Origin of the sequence: Acidovorax sp. A79 (genome assembly GCF_041154505.1) — a bacterium.
Taxonomy (GTDB): domain Bacteria; phylum Pseudomonadota; class Gammaproteobacteria; order Burkholderiales; family Burkholderiaceae_C; genus Acidovorax.
This window is the reverse complement of sequence record NZ_AP028672.1, coordinates 4,521,182-4,536,587: the sequence shown is the minus strand read 5'-3', so window position 1 is coordinate 4,536,587 and position 15,406 is coordinate 4,521,182. Positions and strand designations below refer to the sequence as shown.

The window sequence follows — 15,406 nt, the reverse complement described above, 5'->3', positions numbered from 1 at the left end:
AACGCATCGCTTTCCGCACAGCGCCTGGCCCTCGGGGCATCACCACCCCCAGGGTGGATTGCCCGTGCCTTCGCACTAGCAAAAAAGGGGGCAGGCCGGCCCTCCATCAGTCACCCAAGATCGGATACCAATGCAGAGCAAATTCCAACGCTGGATCAGCGCGGCCGCCATCCTGTTTTTCGCCAGCTGGGCCCACGCGCAGTCCACGGTGCACACCGCGGCATCCACCGGCAACTACACAAGCAAAGTGGACTACGCGGCCTGCGCCACGGGCCCGTGCCAGAACTTCACGCTGGCCATGGGGGTTTCGGGTTCGTTCACCACGGCCAGCCCGTTGCCGGCTAACCTGGCAGGGGCCAGCATCGCGGCCCTGGTGACATCCTTCAGCTTCAGCGATGGGTTGACCACGTACTCCAGCGCGGATCCGGCCACCCGCATCTACCTGTTGCAGGTCACGACCGATGCGGCGGGCGCGGTCACCGATGCCGCCGTCGTGATCAGCCGCTGGGAAACCGGCGTGTCACCACATGCGGTCAATGACCGGACCTCGCTCATGGTGATCACCGGCACCTCGCAAGGGGGGCACAACTACCAATGCACGGCCCTCGGGACCTCTCCCGCCGGGACCGCTGATTCCTGCGATCTCGAAGTGGCAGACGGCAGCGCTTCCCGTGCGAGCGGCGCGACGGTGTCCTGGTCCTCTGCGGCGGCGGCCACCGTTCCAACGCTCTCTGAGTGGAGCCTCATCCTCGCCGCCAGTATCCTGGGCCTTGCAGGCCTTGCAGCGGTACGCCGCAGAACCCTTTAGCCCCGAGCCCCGCGCGCGAAACGCGCGCGCGGGCGTGCCCCTTGCCGCGTGAACAGGTCCCGTTCAACCCGGTGCCCCTGCGGCTCCAGGGACCCGTGCCCGCCGCGCCTGGGCCAGCCGCGAAAGCCGCTGCACCAGGGCCGGGTACTGCGATTCGGACGTATTGCCGTAGCCCAGCACCAGGCCGTTGTCCTCGGGCCGAGCGCGCAGGGCAAACCGCGACAGTGGTGCCGGCGCCATGTCGTAGGCGCGGGCCGCCTCCGCAATCGCCTGGTCGGGGTATTCGGGCGGCAGGCGCACCGTGAGGTGCATGCCGCTGTCGCCTCCCAGCACCGCATGGGGCACGGCCAGGTGCTGCGCCAGCGCATCGCGCAGCAGCGCCTGCCGGCCCCGGTACAGGCGTCGCATGCGCCCCAGGTGCCGGCTGAACTGCCCGCTGTCGATGAACTCCGCCAGCGCCAGCTGCTCATGGCGATGCCCGCCGCGCAGGGTCTCCTTGAGCAGCGGCGCGGCCGCTGCGGCCAAGGCCTGCGGCAGCACCACAAAACCCAGCCGCAAGGAAGGGAACAGCGTCTTGCTGAATGTGCCCACGTACATCACCGGCGCCTGTGGCACCAGGCCCTGCATGGCACCAATGAGTTCGCCCGCGTGGCGGAACTCGCTGTCGTAGTCGTCCTCGATGATCCAGGCGCCACAGGCCTGCGCCTGCCGGATCAGCGCGAGCCGGCGGGCCACGGGCAGCACCCCGCCCGTGGGGTACTGGTGCGACGGCGTGGTGTAGATGAGCCGGGGCGGCGCCGCCGACCAGGCATCGGCAGGCACCACCAGGCCCGCGCCATCGACCCGCAGGGCTTCGACCTTCAGGTCTCCGCACTGGAAGGCGGTCTGCGCCCCCCGGTAGCCCGGGTCCTCCACCCAGGCGGTGTCGCCCGGGTTGGTGACCAGCCGCACGCACAGGTTCAGCGCCTCCTGCGCGCCTTCGGTGATGACCACCTGGCCCACCTCGCAGCGCACGCCGCGTGCCACCGCCAGGTGCCGCATGATGGCGCCCTGCAAGGCGGGCTCGCCCGCCGGATTGCCATAGCCCAGGGCCGACACGCCAGATGCCTTGAAGGCGCGGTCAAAACAGCTCTTCCATGCGCTCAGGGGGAACCGCGCCAGCGCCGGCACGCCCGGCCTGAAAGCCAGGGTCTCGGCCGCATCGGCAAAGCGGCTGACCACCCGCGTGCCGCGCTCGGACAGGCGGGGCGGCGCTGCGCGTGCGGGGTCTGCATGGCCCCGGGCCCGGCTGCGGTCCAGCGCGGACACCTTGGTGCCCCGGCGGCTCAGCGCGATATAGCCCTCGGCCCCCAGCTGCTCATAGACCGCTGTCACGCTATTGCGCGAAACGCCCAGGTCCACCGCCAGATCCCGCGACCCCGGCAGGCGGCAGCCCGAAGGGAAGCGCCCATCCAGGATGGCATCGCGGATGCGGGTCAGGAGCTGGCGCTGCAGCGAGTCGCCCTGCCGGTCACGCACCAGCGGGGCTTCCAGCAGGACATGGCGGACGGGGTCGATGGCGGGGAGGCGTGGGGTCATGGTGGCCGGTGAAAAACCACCAGTTCACAGCCTCGGTGGCACCATCAGATTGTGCACGAGTGGATCTTTTGAATGGTCCACAAGAATCCTAGAGTTACCGGTTCAGCCTCTCTTTTTTTGACCCTTCGACCGCGCAATTCCATGTCCACCTCCATGAATGATCTCGCCCAGCCCATTGGTACCCCCGTGCCCGGCTGGACACCCCGCCCCCAGCCCGGCGCCGTCACCCTGGTGGGCCGCCACTGCCAGCTGGAGCCGCTGCAGGCCGACCGCCACGCGGCCGACCTGGATGCGGCCTACCGGCTCGCGCCGGACCCACGCGCCTGGACCTACATGTTCACCGGCCCGTTCGACACCCCCGAGGACTACGGCCGCTACGCACACACCGCTGCGCTCAGCACCGACCCGCGCCACTTCGCGGTGGTGGACAAGGCCACGGGCAAGGCCGTGGGCACCCTGGCGCTGATGCGCATCGATCCCACCCATGGCGCCATCGAGGTCGGCAACGTGATGTTTTCGCCCCTGCTCCAGCAGACACCCGCCTCCACGGAGGCGCAGTTCCTGCTCATGGCCTACGTGTTCGACACGCTGGGGTACCGCCGCTACGAGTGGAAGTGCGACAGCCTCAATGCCCCTTCGCGGCGCACCGCCGCGCGCCTGGGATTCCAGTTCGAGGGCATCTTCCGCCAGGCCGTGGTCTACAAGGGCCGCAACCGCGACACCGCCTGGTTTTCCATCATCGACACCGAATGGCCTGGTTTGCGGCAGGCGTTCGAGGCCTGGCTGTCGGAAGGCAACCAGGATGCGCAGGGGCGCCAGCGGCGCTCGCTGACCCAGGTGCGCGAATCACTGGGCCCAGGGGCTTCGCAACCACCGCGCTGAGGCATCGAGGAGCGCGGCCCCGTGCCGCATTCTTTTGCACAGAAAGCGGGAATGACGGGCATGCACAGGCTGCATACTCAATCGGCATAACCCGCCGCCCGCACGCAGCGCGGGCCCACCCTACACTTGCCGCGGGCGCCCTTCACAGGGTCCACCCGCCCTCCCCTTCCTACAGAGCAAAAAACCATCTCAGGAGCATCACCCATGAACATCCGACACACGCTGCTGGCCTCCAGCCTGGCGCTGGCGCTGGCCAGCCTCACGGCCTGCGGCAGCCCACCCACCACGGCAGCGGCGCCCGCGCCCGCCGTACAGCAAACGGCCTCGGCCCAGGCCGCCAGCGCCGCGTACGACTTCGACATGGACGTATTCCACCCGGTGGTGGCGCGCAACGGCATGGTCGCCACCGAGCAGGAGCTGGCCTCGCAGATCGGCCTGGATATCCTGAAAGCCGGCGGCAACGCGGTGGACGCGGCCGTGGGCATCGGCTTCGCGCTGGCCGTGGCCCTGCCCAATGCGGGCAACCTGGGCGGCGGCGGGTTCATGGTGGTGCACGACGCCAAGACCGGCAAGAGCGTGGCGCTCGACTTCCGCGAAGTGGCGCCCATCAAGGCCACGCGCGACATGTACCTGGATGCCAAGGGTAATGTGGTGGACGGCAAGTCGCTGTACACCCACTACGCCGTGGGCGTGCCCGGCACCGTGGCCGGCATGGAGCATGCGCTCAAGACCTGGGGCACCCTGCCGCTGTCGCGCGTGATCGCTCCCGCCATCGAGCTGGCCGACAAAGGCTTCCCGGTGAGCGAAACCCTGGCCAAGATCCTGCAGCAGGAAAAGAAGAACATGGGCCAATGGCCCGCCACCCAGGCCATCTTCTGGAAGAACGGCGCGCCGCTGAAGGTGGGCGACGCCCTGGTGCAGAAAGACCTGGCCCAGTCCATGCGCCTGATCGGCCAGCAGGGCGCCAAGGCGTTCTACGAAGGCGAGATCGCCCAGAAGATCGCCGCCGAGATGGCACCACACGCCGGTGCCCTCACGCTGCAGGACCTGCGCGAATACAAGGTGGCCGAACGCGTGCCCACGCGCGGCACCTACCGGGGCTATGAGATCGTGACCATGCCGCCCCCCTCCTCCGGCGGCCCGCATCTGGTGCAGATTTTGAACATGCTGGAGCCCCTGCCGCTGGCCCAGTGGGGCCCCAACAGCGCGCAGACCATCCACTACATGGCCGAGAGCATGAAGCTCGCCTACGCCGACCGCGCCGAGTACCTGGGCGACCCGGACTTCGTGAAGATTCCCCTGAAGGGCCTGACCTCCAAGCGCTACGCCGAGTCCCTGGCCAAGGGCATCGACGCCAACACCGCGCGCAGCGGCAAGAGCATCAAGCCCGGCCAGCCCCAGCCGTATGAGAGCGACCAGACCACCCACTACTCGGTGGTGGACAAGGCCGGCAACGCCGTGGCCGTGACGTACACGCTCAACACCAACTTCGGCAGCGGCATCGTGGCCAAGGGCACGGGCATCCTGCTCAACAACGAGATGGACGACTTCTCGGCCAAGCCCGGCGTGGCCAATGCCTACGGCCTCGTCGGCGGCGACGCCAACGCGGTGGCCGCCAAGAAGCGCCCCCTGTCGTCCATGACGCCCACCCTGGTCCTGAAGGACGGCAAGCCCACGCTGGTGACCGGCAGCCCTGGCGGCGCGCGCATCATTACCACGGTGTTGCAGACGGTGGTGAACACCATCGACTTTGGCATGAACCCCGCCGAAGCCGCTGCCGCCCCCCGCGTGCACCACCAGTGGACACCCGACGAGCTGCGCGTGGAAAAGGGCCTCTCGCCCGACACCATCGCGCTCCTCAAGCAGCGCGGCCACAACATCGCGGTGAAGCCGTCGATGGGCCGCACGCAGACCATCCAGATCCGTGGCGGCGCGCTGTACGGATACTCGGACCCGCGCAACCCGGATGGGAAGACGCTGGGGTATTGATTGCTCCTGAATCAATAGCTAACCGCGCTTGATGGACAAGCGCTGGCAGCCATTTTTTCAAAGATCCCGCTCGCCGAAAGGCCAGCGGGATTTTTCATGGCGGCCCGCATCAGGCCGGCACTGCCTGCCCGATCTCGAAATTCGCCATCTTCTCCAGCGCCCGCACCATCGCCGAGTGGTCCCACCCCTGGCCGCCATGCGCCACGCAGGCATTGAACAGCTCCTGCGCCATGGCCGTGTTGGGCAGCGGCACGCCGAGCGCCCGAGCGCTCGACAGCGCAAGGTTCAAGTCCTTCTGGTGCAGCCCGATGCGAAAGCCGGGGTCGAAGGTGCGCCGGATCATGCGCTCGGCATGCACCTCCAAAATTTTTGACGACGCGAAGCCGCCCAGCAGCGCCTGGCGCACGCGGGCCGGGTCGGCGCCCGCGCGGGCGGCGAAGAGCAGCGCTTCGGCCACGGCCTCGATGTTCAGGGCGACGATGATCTGGTTGGCCACCTTGGCGGTCTGGCCGTCGCCGTTGCCGCCCACCAGGGTGATGTTCTTGCCCAGGCGCTCGAACAGCGGCCGGACGCGCTCGAACACCGCTTCGGGGCCGCCGACCATGATGGACAGCGTGGCGTTCCTGGCGCCCAACTCGCCGCCGGAGACGGGTGCGTCCAGGTACTGCGCGCCCACGGCCTCGGTGCGCGCCGCGAAGTCCTTGGTGGCCACGGGCGAGATGGAGCTCATGTCCACCACCACCTTGGCCGTGCTGCCTTTCAGACCCTGGGCCACGCCGTCGGCGCCGAACAGCACCTTCTCCACATCGGGCGTGTCGGGCAGCATCAGAAAGATGATGTCGGCCCGCTCGGCCACGCCGCGCGCCGTGGTGCACTGCGTGGCGCTGCTCTCTGCGATCTGCGGCGCCACGCGGCCGCGCGTGTGCACGTACAGCTGGTGGCCGGCGGCGATGAGGTGGCCGCACATGGGCGCACCCATGATGCCCAGGCCGATGAAGCCGATTTTGAGGGGGGTGTCGGTCATGTTCTTTTTCTCCTTGTGTTGTGGTGATTCGTCCATGGGTCTGTGCCGGGTCATGCCGTGAGCGCAGCGCGCCAGCCGAGGCCGATTTCCGTGGTACGCGCGGGCCGGTACTCGCAGCCCACCCAGCCGCCATAGCCCAGCCGGTCCAGGTGTGCGAACAGGTAGCGGTAGTTGATCTCGCCCGTGCCCGGCTCGTGGCGGCCGGGGTTGTCCGCCAGCTGCACGTGGCCGATGCGCGGCAGGTGCTTTTGCAGCGTGGCGGCCAGTTCGCCTTCGGTGCGCTGCGCGTGGTAGATGTCGTACTGCACGAAGGCGTTGTCGGCGCCTACCTCGTCGAGGAGGTCCAGCGCCTGGTCCGTGCGGGTGAGGTAAAAGCCCGGGATGTCGAACGGGTTGATGGGCTCGATCAGCAGGCGCAGACCGGCGGCCTTCAGCTCGGTGGCGGCAAAGCGCAGGTTGTCGACCAGGGTGCAGCGCAGCACCTGTGCCTCCACACCCGCAGGCGCCTTGCCGGCCAGGCAGTTGAGCTGCGGCACGCCCAGCGCCTGGGCATAGCTGATGGCCTGGGCCACACCGGCGCGAAACTCCACGATGCGAGCGGGGTGGCAGGCAATGCCGCGCTCGCCAGCGGCCCAGTCGCCCGCGGGCAGGTTGTGCAGCACGATCTGCAACTGGTGGCGGTCGATGCGCTCGCGGATGTCTTCCGCCGCAAACTCGTAGGGAAAGAGGAACTCCACGGCCTCGAAGCCGGTGCGCGCGGCGCGCTCGAAGCGGTCGAGAAAAGGCACCTCGGTGAACAGCATGCTGAGGTTGGCAGCGAAACGGGGCATGAACAGGTCTCCGGTATCAGTCAGGAAATGGTGGGGTCAGTCCAGCACTGCGAGCGCGCTGGGCACGTCCGCCGGCTGCGTGGCCAGCGCTTCGAATTCGACGATGCTGTCGATCTCGGTGCCCATGGCGATGTTGGTCACGCGCTCCAGGATCACCTCGATGACCACCGGCGTGCGGTACTCGGCCATCCAGGCCTCGGCCTGGGCGATGGCGGGCGCGAACTCCTCGGGACGGTGCACGCGGATGGCCTTGCAGCCCAGGCCCTCGACCACCTTCACGTGGTCCACGCCGTAGCCGCGCGCCGCCTCGCCCTCGGCCATGTTCACGTTGTCGAACGCGAGCTGGACGCAGTAGTCGATGCTGAAGGTGCGCTGCGCCTGGCGGATCAGGCCCAGGTAGCTGTTGTTGACCAGCACGTGGAGGTAGGGCAGCTTGAACTGCGCGCCCACGGCCAGCTCCTCGATCATGAACTGGAAGTCGTAGTCGCCCGACAGCGCCACGATCTTGCGTGCCGGGTCGGCCACGCGCACGCCCAGGGCTGCGGGCACCGTCCAGCCCAGCGGGCCGGCCTGGCCGCAGTTGATCCAGTGGCGCGGCTGGTACACATGCAGGAACTGCGCGCCCGCGATCTGCGACAGGCCGATGGTGGAGACGTAGCACACGTCCTTGCCCAGCGCGCGGTTCATGCACTGGTACACGCGCTGCGGCTTCATGGGCACGCTGTCGAAGTGGGTCTTGCGCAGGTAGTCCACGCTGTGCTTGCGGCCCAGGCATTCGGCGGCCCAGCCGCTGCGGTCCTTCAGGCGCCCCGCGGCCTGCCATTCGCGCGCCACGTCCACGAAGAGCCTGAGCGCGGCGCCCGCATCGGAGACGATGCCGAAGTCCGGCGCGAACACGCGGCCGATCTGCGTGGGCTCGATGTCCACGTGCACGAACTTGCGGCCCCGGGTGTAGACATCGACCGAGCCCGTGTGCCGGTTGGCCCAGCGGTTGCCGACGCCCAGCACGAAGTCGCTGGCCAGCATCGTGGCGTTGCCGTAGCGCTGGCTGGTCTGCAGGCCGCACATGCCGGCCATGAGCGGGTGGTCGTCGGGGATGCTGCCCCAGCCCATGAGCGTGGGGATCACCGGCACGCCCAGCACCTCGGCAAACTCCACCAGCAGGCCGGATGCATCGGCGTTGATGATGCCGCCGCCCGCGACGATCAGCGGGCGCTCGGCGTCGTTCAGCATGGCCAGCGCCTTCTCGATCTGGGCACGCGTGGCGGCGGGCTTGTAGGGCACCAGGGGTTCGTAGGTGTCGGGGTCGAACTCGATCTCGGCCAGTTGCACGTCGATGGGCAGGTCGATGAGCACCGGCCCGGGCCGGCCGGAGCGCATGAGGTGGAACGCCTGCTGGAACGCCTGCGGCACCTGCGCGGGCTCCAGCACCGTGGTGGCCCACTTGGTCACGCTCTTGGCGATGGTGGCGATGTCCACGGCCTGGAAGTCTTCCTTGTGCAGGCGGGCGCGCGGCGCCTGGCCGGTGATGCACAGGATGGGGATGGAATCCGCGCTGGCCGAGTACAGGCCGGTGACCATGTCGGTGCCGGCCGGGCCGCTGGTGCCGATGCACACGCCGATGTTGCCGGCCACGGCGCGGGTGTAGCCCTCGGCCATGTGGCTGGCGCCTTCGACATGGCGCGCCAGGATGTGGCCTATGCCGCCATGCGCCTTCAGCGCCGCGTACAGCGGGTTGATGGCGGCGCCGGGCACGCCGAACGCGACGCTCACGCCTTCCTTCTCGAGCACCTTCACGGCCGCTTCGATTGCCTTCATTCTTGCCATTGCTTGACCTCCTTGTGGATGGTCAAACTTTAGGCAAGCCCCTCGTTGGGCGGAAGGTGGCGATGGACCATAAAATTTATTCCAGCCAGGAATAAATCTGGACAGCAACAGGAGACAGACCATGGACCGCCTCGATGCCATGCAGATGTTCGTGCGCGTGGTGGAGACCGGCAGCTTCACCAAGGTGGCGCGGGAGTTCGCCACCACGCAGCCCACGGTGACCAAGCAGGTCGCCGCCATGGAGGCGCACCTGAAGGTGCGGCTGCTCAACCGCAACACGCGCGGCGTGAGCCTGACCGAGCCCGGCGCGCTGTACTACGAAAAGTGCAAGGCCATCGTGACCGATGTGGCCGAGGCCGAGAGCGTGGTGCGCGTGCGCCAGACACAGGTGCACGGCCAGCTGCGCGTGGGCAGCTCGGTCGCGTTCGGGCGGCGCGTGGTGGTGCCGCTGGCGCTGGAGTTCATGGCGCAGAACCCGCAGGTGCAGTTGGACCTGAGCTTCGAGGACCGTTATACCGACCTGGTGGCCCAGGGCATCGACGTGGCGATCCGCCTGGGCAAGCTCGCCGACTCGGCCCTGGGTGCGCGCACGCTGGGCATGAACCCCTGGGTGCTGGTGGCCTCGCCCACCTACCTGCGCCGCCACGGCACGCCGCGCCGGCCGTCGGACCTGAAGGACCACGCCAAGCTGATCTACAGCAGCGTGCAGGGCAACGACCTGTGGCGGCTGCGCAATGCGAGCGGCGAGGCGGTGTCGGTGCCCGTCACGGGGCGGCTGCGCTCCAACAACCTCTCGGCCCTGCTGGCGGCGGCGCGCGCGCACATGGGCATCGCGGCGCTGCCGCACTACGTGGCGGTCGAATCGCTGGCCGCCGGGCGCGTGGTGGAGGTGCTCAAGACCTGCCGCCTGCCCGAGCAGGAGATCCATGCGGTGTACCCGTCGCCGCGCCTGGTGCCGCAGAAGGTGCAGGCCTTCGTCGCGTTTTTGCAGGGGCGCTTCGGCAAGGACTGGGTGGCGTCCTTGCCGCGCGAAGGCTTGTCAAAAAAGTGAGCTGCCCGCGCTTTCCAGTCAACGGTTTCAAGCATTTTTTGCTTGAAACCCAGGCAGGACAAGCGCGAGCCGCTACAAAATCAGGATCGCCCGGAAGTCGTTGACATTGGTGTGCGTGGGCCCCGTGATGACGAGGTCGCCCAGCGCATCGAAGTAGCCATAGGCATCGTTGCGGTCCAGGTGGTCCGTGACGGAGAGGCCCTGCGCGGCAGCGCGCGCCAGGGTGTCGGGCGCGACGCGGGCACCGGCGTTGTCTTCCACGCCGTCGATGCCGTCCGTGTCCGCCGCCAGCGCCCACACGCCCGCCTGCCCTTGCAGCGCCTGCGCCAGCCCCATGCAGAACTCGCCCGCCCGGCCGCCCCGGCCCCTGGGGGCGCCAGGTGGCCGCTGCCGCACGGTGACGGTGGTCTCGCCGCCCGAGAGGATCACGCAGGGCCGCGCGAACGGCTGGCCGTGGCGCGCCACGGCGCGGGCCAGCGCGGCGTGCACCTTGCCCACCTCGCGCGATTCGCCCTCGATCTCGTCCGAGAGGATGTAGGCCGGCACGCCCGCCGCGCGCGCGGCCTCGGCCGCGGCCTCCAGCGACTGCTGCGGCGTGGCCGTCATGTGCACGGCGTGGCCTGCGAACACGGCGTCGCCGGGCTTGGGGGTTTCCAGATCACCCGCCTCCAGCGTGGCACGCACGCTGTCGGGGATGTCGATGCGATAACGCGCCAGGATGGCCAGCGCGTCCGCGCAGGTCGTGGCGTCGGGCACGGTGGGGCCGCTGGCGATGACCGAGGGGTCGTCGCCCGGCACGTCGCTGATGGTGAGCGTGACCACGCGCGCTGGCGCGCAGGCCGCCGCAAGGCGCCCGCCCTTGATGCGCGAGAGGTGCTTGCGCACGCAGTTCATCTCGTCGATGGCGGCGCCGCTCTCCAGCAGCGCCTTGTTGATGCGCTGCTTGTCCTCGAGCGTCAGGCCCTCGGCCGGCAGCGTGAGCAGGGCCGAGCCGCCGCCCGAGATCAGGCACAGCACGAGGTCGTTCCCGGTCAGCCCCCGGGTGCATTCGAGCATGCGCTGCGCGGCGGCCAGGCCCGCCGCGTCGGGCACGGGGTGGGCGGCCTCCACCACCTCGATGCGCTGCGCCAGCCCCTCGGGGCGCGGCGGCGTGTGGTGGTAGCGCGTGACCACGAGGCCCGACAGCGGCGCGCCGGCGGGCCACAGCGCCTCCACGGCCTGCGCCATGGCGCCACCGGCCTTGCCCGCACCCAGCACCAGGGTGCGGCCGCCGCTCTCGCGGCTGGGCGGCGCGGGCAGGAAAGCTGCGGTGTTGTGCAGCGGCAGCGCGCGGCGCACGGCCACGCGGTACAGGTATTCGAGGAAGTCTCCGCCCTGGCGGACGGGATCGGGCACGGGGTCGTTGCGGGTCATGGGTGGTCTCCGCGGGCGATTGTGGCGCACCACGCCCGGCGATACCCCGCGCGCAAGTCAAAAGAACTTCAACCGCCCACGCCGGCGGCAGGGCTCCACGCACCCGTGCGGGCGCACCGTGGCCCCTTCCCGGGCAGGCCCCAGCCCGGGATAACCCCATGTTCCGGGCGGCCGCACTTGTCTACAGTTCTTGTATGCAAGATTGATCGCCATGCAAGTTCCTTCCTTTTCAAAGGGTTTCCCATGCTCCGCTTCCTCAACTCCCTGTTTGGCCGGGTGATCCTGGCCCTGATTGCCGGCGTGGCCGTCGGGCTGTTCTGGCCCGATACCGCCGTGCAGCTCAAGCCCCTGGGCGACGGCTTCATCAAGCTCATCAAGATGCTGATTCCGCTCATCGTCTTTTGCGTGGTGGTGCACGGCATCGCCGGCACGGGCGACCTCAGGCGCGTGGGCCGCGTGGGCGTCAAGTCGCTGATCTACTTCGAGGTCGTCACGTCCATCGCGCTGGTGCTCGGCCTGGCCCTCGCGTTCTGGTTCGAACCCGGCGTGGGCATGAACATCGACCCCAAGGCGCTCGACCCCAAGGCCATGGGCGCCTATGCGGAAAACGCGAGCAAGCTCACTGGCGGCGGCTTCAGCGACTTCTTGCTCAAGCTCATCCCCACCACGGCCGTGAGCGCCTTCGCCAATGGCGACGTGCTACAGGTGCTGCTGTTCTCCATCGTCTTCGGCTGCGCGCTGGCGTTGATGGGCGAGCGCGGCGCGCGGGTCACCACCCTCATCGAAGACCTGTCGCACGTGCTCTTCAAGACCATGGGCCTGATCATCAAGCTGGCGCCGCTGGGCGTGCTGGGCGCCATCGCCTTCACGGTGGGCAAGTACGGCATCGGCTCGCTCAAGCAGCTGGGCATGCTGGTGGTGCTGTTCTATGCGGCGGTGTTCCTGTTCGTGGTGGTGGTGCTGGGCCTCATCATGCGTTTCTCGGGCTTCAGCCTGTTCAAGCTGCTGCGCTACCTGCGCGAGGAGCTGGCCGTGGTGTTCGCCACCACCTCGTCCGACAGCGTGCTGCCGCAGATCATGGCCAAGCTCAAGCACCTGGGCATCCGCGATTCGACCGTGGGCCTGGTCATCCCCACGGGCTATTCGTTCAACCTGGACGCTTTCTCGATCTACATCACGCTGGCCGCCGTGTTCATCGCCCAGGCCACGAACACGCCGATCTCGATGGCCGACCTGCTCACCATCCTGGCGATCTCGCTGGTCACGTCCAAGGGCGCGCACGGCGTGCCGGGCTCGGCCATCGTGGTGCTGGCCGCCACGCTGCAGGCGATTCCCGCCATCCCGGCCATCGGCCTCGTGCTGGTGCTGTCGGTGGACTGGTTCATGGGCATCGCCCGCGCCCTGGGCAACCTGATCGGCAACTGCGTGGCCACCGTGGCCGTGGCGGCCTGGGAAGGCGACATCGACCGCGAACGGGCCCACGCCGTGCTGGACGGCCGCGAGCCGCCGCTGCCGCGCGCCTGACAGGGCTCCGCCCCCGCCCACCACGCGACAATCCGGCCATGAGCATCAACCAGACCCAGATCACCCAGCAGGTGGTGGAATCCATCCTCGCCCAGAAGCTCGCCCCGGGCGAGCGCCTGGGCGAGCAGGAACTGGCCGATCTCTTCGGCGTGAGCCGCACCCTGGTGCGCGAAGCCCTCATGCAGCTGCAGGCGCGCGGCTTCGTCGAGGTGCGCCCGCGCCGGGGCTGGTATGTGGTGGAGCCCTCGGTGGAGGACGCGCGCGATGCCTTCTCGGCACGGCGCATCATCGAGTCGGGCATCCTGGCGGACGCGGGCCGGCCGCTGCAGGCCGTGACGCGCCGCCTGCGCGCCCACATCGCGCAGGAACAGTTGGCCATCGAGGGCGCCGACGCCGCGACGCGCGCCTTCCTGCTGGCGGACTTCCATGTCTGCCTGGCCGAGGCGATGGGCCACCGCAGCCTCAGCGACATCCTGCGCGACCTCACGGCGCGCACCACGCTGGCGGCGTCGCTCTACCAGTCGCGGCACGAGGCGAGCCAGTCCTGCGCCGAACACGCGGCCATCGTGCAGGCGCTGGAGGCCGGCGACACCGCCCTGGCGCGCGAACGCATGCTCACGCACATCGGCCATGTGGAAGGCGCGCTGAACCCCACCGAGCCCCTGGTGAGGGACCGCCTGCGCGACTCGCTCACACCGCTGGGCAAGCGCGCGCCGGCCGGTCCCTAGCGGCCGGGCCACCCCGCCCCCCTTGCGGCGGCCCCGGCCGACCGCTCCTTTTTTTCGTGCGGCGCGCGAGGCCCTGGCACGCCCTAGGGTTTACCTTGATCAACGGCCGGGCTAATGTGTATACGATTTTTGTATGGACAACTGTGCACCATCTGATGCGCCGTCTCCACCCCTGAATCCCCACACCCCCGTCAACCCAAAGGAACCTCCCATGCACCCGCCCGTACATCCCGTGGACGAACATTTGCCGGTGGGCCGGCTCACGGCCCTGGGCCTGCAACACGTGCTGGTGATGTATGCCGGCGCCGTGGCCGTGCCCCTCATCGTGGGCCGGGCCCTCAACCTCACTCCCGACCAGGTGGCCAAGCTCATCTCGGCGGACCTGTTCGTCTGCGGGCTCGTCACCCTGATCCAGGCCCTGGGCGCGTCGCGCTGGTTCGGCATCCAGCTGCCGGTGATGATGGGCGTGACCTTCGCCTCCGTCGCGCCCATGGTGTCGATGGCGCAGAGCACGGGCGGCACGGCCGGCGCCGGGCTGATCTTCGGCTCGGTGATCGGCGCGGGGGTCATCTCGATCCTGATCGCGCCCCTGGTCAGCCGCATGCTGCGGTTCTTCCCCCCCGTGGTCACCGGCACCATCATTGCCACCATCGGCATCAGCCTCATGCGCGTGGGGATCAACTGGATCTTTGGCAACCCGGTGGGCCCCACGGCCCCCAGCATGGTGAACCCCGAGCACCTCAAGTGGCTCACCGAGATGCAGTCCGCGGCGGGCGCTCCGGGCTCGTCGCTGCCCCCCGTCCCCAAGGGATTCGCCGTGGTGCCCACGGTGCCCAACCCGCGCTACGCGGACCTCACGGGCGTCGGCATTTCGGCCCTGGTGCTGGTCTCCATCCTGCTGATCGCCAAGTTCGCCAAGGGGTTCATCGCCAACATCTCGGTGCTGCTGGGCATCGTCATCGGCGCCGTGGTGGCCGTGGCCATGGGGCTGATGTCGTTCGAGAAGGTGGCCAAGGCCCAGTGGTTCGACCTGGTCCTGCCCTTCGAGATCGCCAGCCCCGTGTTCGACCCCATCCTGATCCTGACGATGACCCTCGTGATGATCGTCGTGATGATCGAATCCACGGGCATGTTCCTGGCGCTGGGCGAGATGACCGACCGCAAGATCGACCAGAACGCGCTCACGCGCGGACTGCGCACCGACGGCCTGGGCACGCTGCTGGGCGGGATCTTCAACACCTTTCCGTACACCAGCTTCTCGCAGAACGTGGGGCTCGTGGCGGTCACGGGCGTCAAGAGCCGCTTTGTCTGCGTGGCGGGCGGCGTGATCCTCATCGTGCTGGGCGTGCTGCCCAAGATGGCGGCGCTGGTGGAGTCCCTGCCCACCATGGTGCTGGGGGGGGCGGGCCTGGTGATGTTCGGCATGGTGGCCGCCACGGGCATCCGCATCCTGGGCGGCGTGGACTTCAAGAACAACCGCTTCAACGCCATGATCGTGGCGGTGTCGATCGGCGTGGGCATGATCCCGCTGATCGCTCCCAACTTCCGCCAGTGGATGCCACACGCCATCCACCCCCTCATCGAATCCGGCATCCTGCTGGCCTCGATCACGGCCGTGGCGCTGAATGTGTTCTTCAATGGCGCCAGCCGCGACACCTCGGCCGCCGTGAATGCGGCCCGCCAGGCCGACGCACATTGATGGAGGGGCCCGCGGCCGCGCGCCACCCCGGCGCGGGGGCGGGCCTGCGGCAT

11 protein-coding genes and 1 pseudogene are annotated in these 15,406 nt (G+C 68.8%); 7 read left to right on the top strand and 5 right to left on the bottom strand.

Features of this window, described 5'->3' with window-relative positions; translation table 11 throughout:
* The first annotated feature begins 130 nt into the window (after positions 1-130).
* A complete protein-coding gene (locus tag ACAM51_RS20895; RefSeq protein WP_369641739.1) occupies positions 131-808 on the top strand; it encodes an IPTL-CTERM sorting domain-containing protein in 678 nt (225 codons plus the stop codon).
* A gap of 63 nt (positions 809-871) precedes the next feature.
* Here ACAM51_RS20895 and ACAM51_RS20890 read toward each other — a convergent pair whose 3' ends face one another.
* Positions 872-2,386, bottom strand: coding sequence for a PLP-dependent aminotransferase family protein (locus ACAM51_RS20890; protein WP_369641738.1), 1,515 nt, complete (start codon positions 2,384-2,386; stop codon positions 872-874).
* A gap of 141 nt (positions 2,387-2,527) precedes the next feature.
* On the opposite strand from ACAM51_RS20890, the pseudogene ACAM51_RS20885 reads away from it, so the two are divergent.
* Together ACAM51_RS20885 and ggt are read left to right on the top strand one after the other, a co-directional pair.
* A pseudogene (locus ACAM51_RS20885) lies at positions 2,528-3,235 on the top strand (GNAT family N-acetyltransferase); the annotation flags it as partial.
* 237 nt (positions 3,236-3,472) lie between these two features.
* Complete coding sequence (gene ggt, locus ACAM51_RS20880; protein WP_218341471.1) at positions 3,473-5,257, top strand: gamma-glutamyltransferase; 1,785 nt, start codon at positions 3,473-3,475, stop codon at positions 5,255-5,257.
* A 109-nt stretch (positions 5,258-5,366) separates the two neighbouring features.
* Here ggt and glxR read toward each other — a convergent pair whose 3' ends face one another.
* The 3 genes from glxR to gcl are packed head-to-tail and all read right to left on the bottom strand — an operon-like array spanning position 5,367 to position 8,938.
* A complete protein-coding gene (gene glxR, locus ACAM51_RS20875) occupies positions 5,367-6,281 on the bottom strand; it encodes a 2-hydroxy-3-oxopropionate reductase (RefSeq protein ID WP_369641737.1) in 915 nt (304 codons plus the stop codon).
* Between the two features lie 50 nt (positions 6,282-6,331).
* Positions 6,332-7,111, bottom strand: coding sequence for a hydroxypyruvate isomerase (gene hyi / locus ACAM51_RS20870; protein ID WP_369641736.1), 780 nt, complete (start codon positions 7,109-7,111; stop codon positions 6,332-6,334).
* A 36-nt stretch (positions 7,112-7,147) separates the two neighbouring features.
* Positions 7,148-8,938, bottom strand: coding sequence for a glyoxylate carboligase (gene gcl / locus ACAM51_RS20865; RefSeq protein ID WP_369641735.1), 1,791 nt, complete (start codon positions 8,936-8,938; stop codon positions 7,148-7,150).
* A gap of 121 nt (positions 8,939-9,059) precedes the next feature.
* Between gcl and ACAM51_RS20860 the strand changes: the two genes are divergently transcribed.
* Complete coding sequence (locus ACAM51_RS20860) at positions 9,060-9,989, top strand: LysR substrate-binding domain-containing protein (RefSeq protein ID WP_369641734.1); 930 nt, start codon at positions 9,060-9,062, stop codon at positions 9,987-9,989.
* A gap of 72 nt (positions 9,990-10,061) precedes the next feature.
* On the opposite strand, the gene ACAM51_RS20855 is transcribed toward ACAM51_RS20860, so the two are convergent.
* Positions 10,062-11,402 (bottom strand): glycerate kinase, encoded by a 1,341-nt coding sequence (locus ACAM51_RS20855; RefSeq protein ID WP_369641733.1) that lies wholly within the window; start codon positions 11,400-11,402, stop codon positions 10,062-10,064.
* A gap of 243 nt (positions 11,403-11,645) precedes the next feature.
* Between ACAM51_RS20855 and ACAM51_RS20850 the strand changes: the two genes are divergently transcribed.
* The 3 genes from ACAM51_RS20850 (at position 11,646) to ACAM51_RS20840 (ending at position 15,353) form a co-directional block, all read left to right on the top strand.
* Positions 11,646-12,926: a C4-dicarboxylate transporter DctA gene (locus ACAM51_RS20850; protein WP_218293603.1), complete on the top strand. Its 1,281-nt coding sequence runs from the start codon at positions 11,646-11,648 to the stop codon at positions 12,924-12,926.
* A 38-nt stretch (positions 12,927-12,964) separates the two neighbouring features.
* Positions 12,965-13,654 (top strand): GntR family transcriptional regulator, encoded by a 690-nt coding sequence (locus ACAM51_RS20845; RefSeq protein ID WP_369641732.1) that lies wholly within the window; start codon positions 12,965-12,967, stop codon positions 13,652-13,654.
* A gap of 211 nt (positions 13,655-13,865) precedes the next feature.
* Entirely contained in the window at positions 13,866-15,353 is a 1,488-nt protein-coding gene (locus ACAM51_RS20840) for a nucleobase:cation symporter-2 family protein (RefSeq protein WP_218293601.1), read from the top strand.
* The last annotated feature ends 53 nt before the right edge of the window (positions 15,354-15,406 follow it).